Genomic DNA, 11,498 nt, shown 5'->3' with positions numbered 1-11,498 from the left:
CGGCGCCGGAGCGTTGGCGGACCCGTCGCGGCAGCCGCACACGCTGCCCTACCGGCTGGTCGCCACCGATCTGGACGGCACGCTGCTGCGCAGCGACGCCACCGTCTCGCAGGGCTCCCGTGACGTGCTCGCCGCGGTCGCCGCGAAGGGGGCCGCGCACATCGTCGTCACCGGCCGCTCGGTGCCGTGGACCCGCCATGTGCTGGACGACCTGGGCTATACGGGCCTGGCCGTCTGCGGGCAGGGCGCCCAGGTCTACGACGCGGCGGCCGGGCGGCTGCTGACCTCGGTCACGCTGGACCGGCAGCTCGCCGCCCTGGCGCTGGCCAAGATCGAGGCCGAGGTCGGGCCGCTGGCGGTGGCCGCCAGCCGGGACGGGCTCAGCGGCGATGTGCTGATCGGCCCGGGGTACGTCTACAACCCCGAGCTGCCGGTCATCCACATCGGCGGCGCCGACGAGCTGTGGGCCGAGCCGATCAACAAGCTCTACATACAGCACCCGGAGCTGACCGACGACGAACTGACCCTGGCGGCCGGCGACGTGGCCGGCGACCTGGTCGGCGCCACCATGGCGGGGGCCGGCATCGTGGAGTTGCTGCCGCTGGGCCTCAGCAAGGCGACCGGCCTGTCGCTGGCCGCCCGGCGGCTCGGGGTGCCGGCCGCCGAGACCATCGCCTTCGGCGACATGCCCAACGACATCCCGATGCTCGCCTGGGCCGGTTACGGCGTGGCCATGGCCAACGCCCACCCCGAGCTGAAGCAGGTCGCCGACGAGGTCACCGCGTCCAACGACGAGGACGGCATCGCGCTGGTCCTCGACCGGCTCTTCGGCCCGTTCTGACTCACTCCCGCGGCCCATCTCCACGGGGCGCGGTGACCGGGGTGACCGCGTAGCAGCACAGCCCGATCAGCACCGCGGTCAGGTGGCCGAGGTCGGTGTAGGTGCCGTCGTTGATCACCGGGACGGCGAAGAAGCCGAGGACCGCCGCCAGATACGCCCAGCGCCACGGCCGGGGCACCCGGTAGGCGAGCACCCCGACGATCCCGGCCAGCCCGTAGCTCACCCCGATGTCCACGGAGTGCGCCAGGGCGTGCGGCAGCCGGTCGTCCTGTATGCCGAAGAAGACCGCCTTCTGGCTGAGCAGTGTCGCGCCGATATGCGCGGTGGCCGCGGTGAACAGCCAGCGCCAGGTGCCGAGCCAGCGCTCCGCGGGGGCGTGCACCACCTCGAACAGCACGGCGTAGAAGGCGAAGCCGGACGGTGTCTCGATCCAGAAGGCGCTGCCGATCAGTACGCGGATCGGGTGATGGTGCAGCTCGACCAGGTTGGTGCTGACGCTGTGCAGCAGATACGAGCGGGCGTGCGGCGGCGCGAGCGCCGTGATGGCGCTGGTGACCGCCAGTATCGCCAGCCATGTGTGGGTGCCGGGCGACGACCGCACCCATTGCGCGGCGAAACGCCACGCGTCGCGCGGGGTGACGCGGCGGAGCCGGTGCGCCGCGACGCGGATCCGAAGGGGTACGGTCCGCGCCGCCTGCGTCGTCTGCTGGGCCATTGCCCCCAGTCTTCACCCCTGTGCTGTGCGCTGCCCGCCGACCGTGTCAGCGGCCCCGCACACCACCGCCGCAGATGTCACTCCTCCCCGGCGAGCTTGAGGCTGCGCAGTTTGCGGCCGGCGAACCAGGTGGCCGCGGCCGTGGCCACGACCAGCAGCACGACGCTCGCGGTCAGGCCGACGTCGGAGCTGACCACGTCGCCGTGGGCCAGCTTCTGCGCCACCGCCATCCCCCACTGCTGGACGCTCAGGGTGCGCGCTCCCGGCACCACATTGCCGATCACGCCCTCCCAGACCAGCGCGTAGACCAGGCTGACGACCACGGCGTGCCGGGTGAGCACACCGAGCAGCAGGAAGATCGCGGCATAGGCGATGGATGCGACGGCGGCGCCTATGGCGAAGGCGACGGCCACATTCTGGCCGTTGCTGTTGAGGATGTAGCCGGCCAGCAGGGTCGGGATCGCGGAGAAAGCCATGGTGACGCCGATCGCGACCAGCAGTTTGGTGGAGATGATCGTGCCGCGTCTGATCGGCTTGGCCAGCAGGTAGACGATCGCCCCGTCGTCGATCTCCGGGCCGATCGCGCCGGTGCCGGCGATGACGCCGACCAGCGGCACCATCGCGCTGAGCCCGAACCCCTGCAGCACGTCGGCCGCGGTGGAGTCGTCGGGGCCGGCCAGCAGCCGGACCGCGCTGACGATGATCAGCAGGAGCAGCGGGAGGGCGAAGAGCAGCAGGGCACGGCGGCGGCCGAGCAGTGCCCGGTAGGTGAGCCGGGCGACGGTCGGATGGTAGAACCTGGGTCCCGTGGCCTGCGGCTTGACGGCGCCGCGGCCGGCCGGGGCGGTGGTGACGGACATGTCGCGCGGCTCCTTACGCCGTGACCAGGTAGGAGAAGACGCTCTCCAGGGACTCGTCGGACGGCGAGACCGTGAAGAGCCGGATGCCGTGGTCGCGGGCGATCCGGGGCAGGAATTCGGTGAAGCCGGCGAAGTCGACCGCCTGGATGCGCAGGGCGTCCTCCCGCAGGTCCAGCTCGATCGCGGCGGTGGACGCGTGCGCGATCAGCGCGGACGCGAGCTGCCGGTCGTCGCTGGACCGTACGAGATAGCGGTGCGGGCGGTCCGTCATCAGGCGGCGGATCTTGCGGAAGTCGCCCGAGGCGGCGTGCCGGCCGGCCACCACGACCTCGATGTGGTGGGCGAGCTGTTCGACCTCCTCCAGGATGTGCGAGGAGAACAGCACCGTGCGGCCCGCCGCGCCCATCCGGCGCAGCAGGTCCATCAGCTGCAGCCGCTGCCGCGGGTCCATGCCGTTGAAGGGCTCGTCGAGCAGCAGCACGGACGGCTCGTGGACCAGCGCGGAGGCCATCTTCGCGCGCTGCCGCATGCCCTTGCTGTACGTCTCGATCCGCCGGTCCTGCGCGTATTCCATCTCGACGGTGGCCAGTGCCCGCTGGGCCGCGGCCTCCGGGTCGGGCAGGCCGTGCAGCTCGGCGTTGGCGACGACGAATTCCCGTGCGGTCAGGAAGTCGTACATCGCTTCGCGCTCGGGCACGATGCCGATCTCGCGGTAGGCCTGCTCATTGCGCCAGATGACGGCGCCGTCCAGGGTGACGCTGCCGTTGGAGGGCGCGAGGAAGCCGGCCATCATGTTGATGAGGGTGGACTTGCCTGCGCCGTTGGGGCCGAGCAGGCCGGTCACTCCGGGGCCGATCGTCATGCTGATGTCGTTGACCGCCACCACATTGCCGTACCAGCGCGAGACGTTGTCGATGCTGATCGTGGTCACGACAGGCCCACCTTCCGGTAGCGGTTCATCAGGAGGCCGAAGGTGCCCGAGATGATGGCCAGCAGCACCAGCAGGTAGAGGATGCCGATCCCGGCGTTCGCAGGTCCCGACCCGTGCGGGAAGGCGGACTTCGCGCCGAGGAACCAGGTCTGGAAACCGTCGATCAAGGTGATCGGCGAGAAGAGCCCCAGCCAGCCGATGACGTGGTATTTCTCCTGGTCGGCGGCCACCGCCTGGATGACGGACACGGCCGCGTAGCTGATCACGAACAGCGCGATGACCGCCGCCACCCCGAAGCCGCGGCGCGGTGTGACCGCCGCGATGACCAGGCCTATCCCGGCGAAGAGCAGGGACAGAAGGAGTACGGACACCAGGCCCTTCGCAAACCCGGCGGTCTGGTGCGCGAAGCTCAGCTTCGCCAGCAGCGCGCCGACGTAGAGGATGAGGAGCGGTACGGCGGTCAGCAGGAAGACCGCGACGGTGAGAGCCGCGTATTTGGCCGCCACGTAGTCGACGCGCTCGATCGGGCGGGAGAAGTACAGCGGGGTGGTCTTGAAGCGCAGGTCGCGGCTGACCGACTGGGGCGCCTGGGCGGCGACGAAGAGGGTGATGATCGCCTGCAGGACGACCGCGTAGCGGGTGTAGGCGAGCGGCAGGTCGCTGCGGTCGGCGAAGATCGCCACCGCGACCATGATCAGCGCGGGCGCGCACATCGCGGCGAGCAGGATCATCGGCAGCACCTTGGACTTGGCGCTGCGGCCGAGTCCGTAGGCGCCGCGCAGGCTCTGCGAGAACAGGGCCAGCCGGGCGTAGCCGCGGCCAAGGCGGGGGCCGGTGTAGTTGCGGTAGCCGATGTTGTGGATGACATCGGGCGGTGAACCGGCGCGGGCGCCCGCGGCGGGGCCGGCGGGGCTGCCGGGGGCGGCAACGTCAGGCTGCGTCACGGCCGTCTCCTTCCTTGCTCGGGGCGTCTTCCCCGCTGTGGGTGGTGTCGTCGTCGATGAACAGCTCGGCGATCCGGTGCCTGCGCTGCTCCATCCGCACCAGGCCGACGCCGAGGCCGGCGACGGCGTCGCGCACGGTGTCGTACGTCTCGTCGTCCGCGATGTCGACCAGCAGCAGATGCCCGTTGGCCTGGGCGGTGAGTCCGGCGCCGGTCAGCAGGCCGAGCAGCTCGCTCTCACGGTCCGTGACCTCGACCGCGAGGGACGCGGTGGCCTGGGTGAAGTCGCTGGTGGAGGACGCCCGCAGCAGCTTGCCGCCGTCGATGACGACGATGTGGTCGCTGGTGCGCTCCAGTTCGCCGAGCAGGTGGGAGGTGACCAGCACCGAGATGCCGAAGTCGGTGTGCACCCGGCGGATCAGGCCCAGCATCTCGTCCCGCCCCGCGGGGTCGAGGCCGTTGGTCGGCTCGTCGAGCAGCACCAGCTTGGGGTCGTGGACCAGGGCCTGGGCGAGCTTGACCCGTTGTTTCATACCGGTCGAATAACCGCCCATCGGGCGGTACCGCTCTTCGTAGAGTCCGACGTGCCGCAGGGTGTCCGCGGTGCGCTCGCGCGCGGCGGTGGGCGGCAGTCCGGACATCCTGGCCATGTGCACGACGAATTCGGTCGCCGACACGTCGGGCGGCAGGCAGTCGTGCTCGGGCATGTAGCCGACCAGGCTGCGGATCTGCGCGCCCTCGGTGGCCACGTCGAGTCCGAGCACGGCGGCACGACCCTCGGTCGCCGGGGACAGCCCCAGCAGGATCTTGATCAGGGTCGACTTTCCGGCCCCGTTGGCGCCCACCAGCCCGGTCACACCGGGGATGACGTCCACGGACAGCCGGTCAAGAGCGGTCACCCTCGGGTACCGCTTGCTCAGGCTTTCGGTAGCGATCACAGTCACATGCCGAACCGTAGTGGTCCGGAACACGCCATGGCGTCCGTCCGGAGTGCCGGATCCGGGTAGTCCTGGGGGCTGACCACCCGTAGGGGTCGCTGCGACCTCAGGTCGGACAGCCCGCTCCCCTTCGGCGGTGCGCGGCCGACCACCCGTAGGGGAAGCTGCCGCCGCGGGCCGCATCCGGTGGGGACAACGGGGTTTTCCACAGGCCCGGTGACCGGGTCTTGACCGTGCCATCGAGCGATGTCACAGTGATTGATGTCAGCTTTGGGCGGTGGTGCCAGCTTGTGGTGAGTGCCGGCGAGGGGCGGGTGGGCGGGATGGACAGGTCGAACGAGGCGAGCGGGACCGACCGGGCGGACCGGGTGGCCGAGCGGTTCGTGACCGGCGCGGACGGGGTCCGGCTGTGCGTGGCCGAGTACAGTGACGCGGCGCTGCCGACAGTGCTGCTGCTGCACGGCTATCCGGACAGCAAAGAGGTGTGGTCGGGCGTCGCCGCGCTGCTCGCCGACCGCTTCCATGTCGTCCTCTACGACGTGCGCGGGCACGGACGCTCCGGCGTCCCGGAGCCGCTCAGAGGCGGCTTCGCACTGGAGAAGCTGACCGAGGACTTCCTCGCGGTCGCCGACGCGGTGAGCCCGGACCGGCCGGTCCACCTGGTCGGCCACGACTGGGGCTCGGTGCAGGGCTGGGAATTCGCCACCGTGCCGGGCACGACGGGCCGGCTGGCGTCGTTCACCTCGATCTCCGGGCCGTGCCTGGACCACTTCGGCCACTGGATCAGACGACGGGTGCGCCGCCCCACCCCGCGCCGGGCCGCGCAGGTGCTCGGCCAGGGCGCCAAGTCCTGGTACGTGTACGCGCTGCACACCCCCGTGCTGCCCGAAATGGCGTGGCGCGGTGTGCTCGGCAGGCAGTGGCCCAAACTGCTGGCCCGGGCCGAGAAGCTGCCCTCCGACGGCTATCCGACCGCCTCGCTGCCCCAGGACGCCGCACACGGCGCCTGGCTCTACCGCGACAATGTGCGGCAGCGTCTCGGCCGGCCGCGGACCGACCCGTACGCGCACGTGCCCGTGCAGCTGATCACCCCGACCGGGGACGCCTTCCTCTCGGAGCGGCTCTACGACGACCTGGACCACTGGGTGCCGCGGCTGACCCGGCACACCCTGCCGGCCAAGCACTGGGTGCCGCGCTCCCGGCCGCAGCAACTGGCCCGCTGGATCACCGACTTCGTCACCGGGGTGGAGGACGTCGGCGGGGCGGGCGGTGGTTCGGCGGCCGGGTCCGCCACGGCCGGGCTGACCGGGACGGTCGCCGGGACAGTGGCGGGTGCGGGTGCGCTGCGGGCGGCGACGGCGGGGAAGCTGCCGCCGTCCGCGCTGGGCAAGGCGCTCCCGGCGGCCCGGGAGCGGTTCGGCGGACAGCTGGTGCTCGTCACCGGGGCGGCCAGCGGGATCGGGAAGGCGACCGCGCTCGCGTTCGCCGAGGCGGGTGCCCGTCTGGTGGCCGTGGACCGGGACGCGAGCGGTGCGGCACAGACCGCTGAACTGGCGCTGCGGATCGGCGCGCCGGAGGCCTGGCCCGAGACCGTCGACGTGTCCGACGGCCCGGCGATGGAAGCGCTCGCCGCCCGCACCTTCGACCGCTACGGCGTGCCCGACGTCGTCGTCAACAACGCGGGCATCGGCCTGGCGGGCTCCTTCCTCGACACCACACCCGAGGACTGGAAGCAGGTGCTCGACGTCAACTTGTGGGGCGTCATCCACGGCTGCCGGCTCTACGGACGCCAGCTGGTCGAGCGCGGCGAGGGCGGCCATATCGTCAACACCGCCTCGGCGGCGGCCTTCCAGCCGTCCCGCGCGCTGCCCGCATACAGCACGTCGAAGGCCGCCGTGCTGATGCTCAGTGAATGCCTGCGGGCCGAACTGGCGCCGCACGGCATCGGGGTGAGCGCGATATGCCCCGGCCTGGTGAACACCCCGATCACCGGCAGCGCCCGGCACACCGGGGTCAGCGACGAGGAGCAGGCGCGCCGCCGTGCCAGGAGCGCCCGGCTCTACCGGCTGCGCAACTACCCGCCGGAGAAGGTCGCCCTGGCGGTGGTCAGGGCGGTGCTGCGGGACACCGCCGTCGTCCCGGTCACCCCGGAGGCCCGCGGCGCCCGGCTGCTGTCCCGGCTGTCCCCCGGCACACTGCGGGCGTTCGCCCGGATCGACCCACCGCTGTAGCCGGTGTCCGGCCCCGCACGTTCCCACCTCAGCCACAGGTAAGGAGGCCACGCCCGTGAGTCACCCGATCAAGCCGCGCCGGGTCACGTTCGACTGGAAGCAGACCCCTCTGCACTGGATTCCGGACGAGCCGACCGCGACGCACGTCATCAATGTGCTGCATCTGCTGCTGCCGGCCGGTGAGCGGTGGTTCGTCAAGGTGTTCAAGGAGGCGCTGCCGCTGGTCACCGACGAGCAGCTGCTCAAGGACGTCAAGGGCTTCATGGGCCAGGAGGCCACCCACAGCGTGCAGCACGCGTACGTGCTGGAGCACCTGGCCGAGCAGCAGCTCGACACCAGCCCCTACACCCGGCACGTGGAGTGGATGTTCGACGTCCTGCTGGGGGAGAAGCCGCCGTGGGGGACGCCGATATCGCGGCGCGAGTGGCTGCGTTTCCGGCTGTCGCTGATAGCCGCGATCGAGCACTTCACCGCGGTGCTCGGCGACTGGATACTGGACGCCGGGGCGCTGGACGGCGCCGGTACCGACGAGGTCATGCTGGACCTGCTGCGCTGGCACGGCGCGGAGGAGGTCGAGCACCGGTCGGTGGCGTTCGACATGTACCAGCACACCGGCGGCAGCGGTGCGGTGCGCTATCTGCGCCGGGTGGAGGGGATGGCGCTGGCCTGGCCGACGCTGTTCTACCTGTGGACGGCCGGCGCCCGGTATCTGCTGCGGCACGACCCGCAGCTGGCCGGCGGCAGATACCGGTTCAGGGACCACCGCGCAGCGGCCCGCCGCGGGCTGGTGCCGTCCTGGGCATCGCTGCACTCCGCCATGCCCCGCTATCTGCGCCGGTCGTACCATCCGTCGCAGGAGGGTTCGCTGCGCAGGGCGGTGGAGTATCTGGCCCTCTCCCCCGCGGCGCGGGCGGCGGCGGGACCGGCCGGCCGGGCGGCGGCCTCATGACGACCGAGGGATGAGAGTACGAGCACGTGAGTACGAGCAAGTGAGGGCGACCAGGTGACCGCCGCCTCCGACGCCGGGCAGGGCGCGTACCGGATCGAGGAGCTGTCCCGGCTCAGCGGGACCACGGTCCGCACCATCCGCGCGTACACCGACCGCGGGCTGCTGCCGAAGCCGGAGCGGCACGGCCGGGCCAATGTGTACGACGACACGCATCTGGACCGGCTGCGGCAGATCGCCGACCTGCTGGAGCGCGGCTACACCCTGGCCAGCATCAAGGAGTTGCTGGCCGCGTGGGACGCCGGCACCGGGCTCGGCGGGGTGCTCGGCCTGGTGGGCGAGGTGGACCGGCCGTGGTCGGACGAGCAGCCGGTGCGGATCGGCCTCCAGGAGCTGATAGCCGCCTTCGGCGGGGAGGCCGACCTGTCGGCGGTGGAGGACGCCCTGCAACTCGGGGTGCTGGAGCCGGTGGCGGGCAGGGACGACGAATTCGCGGTGCCCAGCCCCAGCGAGCTGGCCGTCGCGGTGGAGTTGCACGCCGCGGGTGTGCCGCTGGGCGCGATCACCGGCCATCTGCGCGAGTTGCGGGGGCAGGTGGAGCACATCTCTGAGCGCTTCCTCGAATTCACCACCGAGTACGTCTTCCAGCGCTTCCTCCAGAGCCCGCCGAACGACACGGAGGCGGCCGAGGCCGCCGCGCTGGTCCGCCGGTTGCGGCCGCTGGCCCAGCAGACCGTGGACGCGGAGCTGGCCAGGGCGATGCGGCTGCGGGCCACCGAGCACGTACGCCGCCACCTCGGCGACGCGGTCCCGCCCGCCGCCGGCTCCGGCCCGCCGGCGCCCGCACAGCCCGCGGCGCCCGCCGCACCCGCCGGGCCGCCGGAAGCCCCGGTGCAGGTGGCGCTGCCCGCCGCCACCGTTGCCGCGGTGCGCGCGCTGGTCGGTCCGGCCGACGTCCCGGTCTTCGTCGCCGCCGCCACCGACCGCGAGGTCGCCGCCCGCCGCATGGACGCCCTCGCCGCGGACGGCCGGTCGGACCGCGACAGCGGGTGACGGGCCGGGCGAGGGTCGCGCGGCCGGCGACGGCGGTCGCGCGTCATGCGTACCAGCGGTCTCAGCGGGTGGGATCGGGCAGCGCGGCGAGCAGGTGCTTGTCCGTCACGACGGCCAGCGACAGGGTGCGGTAGCCGACGGAGGTGAACAGCACGGTCAGCTTGCCGTCGCCCTCGCTCATCACCTCGCCCTCGCCCCACTGTTCGTGGCGCACCCGGACACCGGGCTGATAGGGGTGGTCGGCTGTACCGCGCTGCGCGGGCTGTCCCGAGCCGGTGGAGGCGTGCCCCTTGGCGGGGGCGGAAGCGCCGCCGCGCCGGAAGCCGCGCCCGCGCGCGGACGCGGACGGGGCCGCGGGCGCCGCCGCGCGGTCGGCGGCCCGGTCGCGCACGCCCGGGCCGTCGAGAGCGCCGGCCGGCCCGCCGGGCGTCCTGCTGGTGCAGATGTCGCACGCCCCGCAGGGCGCGGACACGGTCTCGCCGAAGTAGCCGAGCAGGAAGCGGCGCCGGCAGTCGACGGTCTCGGCGTAGCCGCGCATCATCTCGACCCGGGACTGCTCCAGCTTGCGGTGCGTGGCATCGACGGCCAGCGCGTCCTGCACGGCGTCGTCGTCGGAGCCGGCCGCGCCGGTCCAGCGGCTGCCCTCGCGCCCGGTGCGTACCGCTCCCGCCTCCTCCAGCAGGTTCAGGACGGCCGACAGCCGGGTCGCACTCAGGTCGCACTCCGCCCGCAGCTTCGTCGCACCCATCGCGCCCCCCTCCTCCCGCAGCCGCTCGGCGACCCGGCGCAGCGAGTCCGCGTCCGGCGCCCCGGCGGCGAAGAAGCGCTGGAGGCCCAGGTCCTTCTGCCGGTACGCCAGGATCGCCCTGGCCGGCGCCCCGTCGCGGCCCGCCCGGCCGATCTCCTGGTAGTACGCGTCAAGTGAGCCGGGCACCGACGCGTGCAGCACGAACCGCACGTTCGCCTTGTCGATGCCCATCCCGAAGGCCGAGGTCGCCACGACGACGTCCAACTCCCCGGCCAGGAAGCGGTCCTGTACGTCGCCGCGGTCGCCGGCCGTCCGGCCGGCGTGGTAACTCGCCGCCGCAAGACCGAGTTCTGACAGCTCCCGGGCGCAGGCGTCGGCGGCCCGGCGCGTCGCCGCGTACACGATCCCCGGCTTCTCCTCCACGGCCGCCCGCTCCACCACGAAGCGGTCCTTGGCCGCCTCGTCCTGGAAGGCCGACACCTCCAGCTGGATGTTCGGCCGGTCGAAGCCGGCCACGATCTCCACCAGGTCGTTCATGCCGAGGCGTTCGGCGATGTCGCGGCGCACCGGGGCCGCCGCGTTCGCGGTCAGCGCCAGCACCGGCGGATTGCCCAGCCGTTCGCGGGCGTGGCGCAGCCGCAGATAGTCCGGGCGGAAGTCGTGGCCCCAGGACGACACGCAGTGCGCTTCGTCCACCACGAGCAGCCGGGGCTGCACGGCGGCGAGCCGGTCGAGCACATCGCCCTTGGCCAGCTGCTCGGGAGCGAGGAAGACCACGTCGACCGAGGAGGCGCTGATCCGGTCCCAGGCGTTCTCGTTGTCGCTGCGGCGCTGCGCCGAGTTGACCGCGGCGGCGCGCAGGGCGCCGGACCCGAGCAGGCTCTGCATCTGGTCGCGCTGGAGGGCGATCAGCGGCGAGACCACCACGACGGGCCCGCCGAGCAGCGCCGCAGGCACCTGGTAGATCGCGGACTTCCCCGCCCCGGTCGGCATCACGGCGATCACGTCGCGGCGCTTCATCACCGCTTTCATCGCGGTGAGTTGAGCCGGACGCAGGTGTTCCCAGCCGAAGACCCGGCGCGCGGTGCCGCGCAGCCGACGGGACGTGAGTGCGAACATGCTTCTCCTCGGTGGTCCGGGCATCGAACTGCTGTGCACCGGACGGCTACCCCGGCTCGCCCGGATATCGCCTCGCGAGTCGCCGCCACCCGCGGAGCCGGGCGCGACGTCCCGACGTCCCGACGTCCCGACGTGCCGTCGCCTTCGCGACCCCGTCCCTGTTCCCGCCGACG

General features: G+C 72.4%; 10 protein-coding genes. 4 read left to right on the top strand and 6 right to left on the bottom strand.

The features are described from left to right. Nucleotides 1–13: 13 nt before the first annotated feature. Nucleotides 14–841, top strand: a complete 828-nt coding sequence (locus OHA86_RS19485) for an HAD family hydrolase (protein WP_329177069.1) — start codon at nt 14–16, stop codon at nt 839–841. Between the two features lies 1 nt (nt 842). On the opposite strand, the gene OHA86_RS19480 is transcribed toward OHA86_RS19485, so the two are convergent. The 5 genes from OHA86_RS19480 to OHA86_RS19460 form a co-directional block, all read right to left on the bottom strand. Continuing rightward, on the bottom strand, nt 843–1,556 hold the full coding sequence (locus tag OHA86_RS19480; RefSeq protein WP_329177068.1) for a rhomboid-like protein: 714 nt from the start codon (nt 1,554–1,556) through the stop codon (nt 843–845). A gap of 77 nt (nt 1,557–1,633) precedes the next feature. Further along, a complete protein-coding gene (locus OHA86_RS19475) occupies nt 1,634–2,416 on the bottom strand; it encodes an ABC transporter permease (protein WP_329177067.1) in 783 nt (260 codons plus the stop codon). A gap of 13 nt (nt 2,417–2,429) precedes the next feature. Beyond that, nucleotides 2,430–3,347, bottom strand: coding sequence for an ABC transporter ATP-binding protein (locus tag OHA86_RS19470; protein ID WP_329177066.1), 918 nt, complete (start codon nt 3,345–3,347; stop codon nt 2,430–2,432). Further along, a complete protein-coding gene (locus OHA86_RS19465; RefSeq protein WP_443071771.1) occupies nt 3,344–4,291 on the bottom strand; it encodes an ABC transporter permease subunit in 948 nt (315 codons plus the stop codon). The genes OHA86_RS19470 and OHA86_RS19465 overlap by 4 nt, the downstream gene beginning before the upstream one ends. Further along, complete coding sequence (locus OHA86_RS19460; RefSeq protein WP_329177064.1) at nt 4,278–5,261, bottom strand: ABC transporter ATP-binding protein; 984 nt, start codon at nt 5,259–5,261, stop codon at nt 4,278–4,280. The genes OHA86_RS19465 and OHA86_RS19460 overlap by 14 nt, the downstream gene beginning before the upstream one ends. A gap of 290 nt (nt 5,262–5,551) precedes the next feature. On the opposite strand from OHA86_RS19460, the gene OHA86_RS19455 reads away from it, so the two are divergent. Genes OHA86_RS19455 through OHA86_RS19445 form a run of 3 tightly spaced genes read left to right on the top strand, consistent with a single transcriptional unit; the run spans nt 5,552 to nt 9,458 of the window. Beyond that, nucleotides 5,552–7,459 (top strand): SDR family oxidoreductase, encoded by a 1,908-nt coding sequence (locus OHA86_RS19455; protein WP_329177063.1) that lies wholly within the window; start codon nt 5,552–5,554, stop codon nt 7,457–7,459. A 55-nt stretch (nt 7,460–7,514) separates the two neighbouring features. After that, on the top strand, nt 7,515–8,408 hold the full coding sequence (locus OHA86_RS19450; RefSeq protein WP_329177061.1) for a metal-dependent hydrolase: 894 nt from the start codon (nt 7,515–7,517) through the stop codon (nt 8,406–8,408). 54 nt (nt 8,409–8,462) lie between these two features. Then, on the top strand, nt 8,463–9,458 hold the full coding sequence (locus OHA86_RS19445; protein WP_329177059.1) for a MerR family transcriptional regulator: 996 nt from the start codon (nt 8,463–8,465) through the stop codon (nt 9,456–9,458). A 61-nt stretch (nt 9,459–9,519) separates the two neighbouring features. On the opposite strand, the gene OHA86_RS19440 is transcribed toward OHA86_RS19445, so the two are convergent. Then, nucleotides 9,520–11,325, bottom strand: coding sequence for a RecQ family ATP-dependent DNA helicase (locus OHA86_RS19440; protein ID WP_329177057.1), 1,806 nt, complete (start codon nt 11,323–11,325; stop codon nt 9,520–9,522). Nucleotides 11,326–11,498: the final 173 nt, after the last annotated feature.

The organism is Streptomyces sp. NBC_01477 (assembly GCF_036227245.1).
In the GTDB taxonomy this organism is placed as follows: domain Bacteria; phylum Actinomycetota; class Actinomycetes; order Streptomycetales; family Streptomycetaceae; genus Actinacidiphila.
Note: the sequence above shows the minus strand (reverse complement) of the source record. Positions and strands in the feature narration are given on the sequence as shown.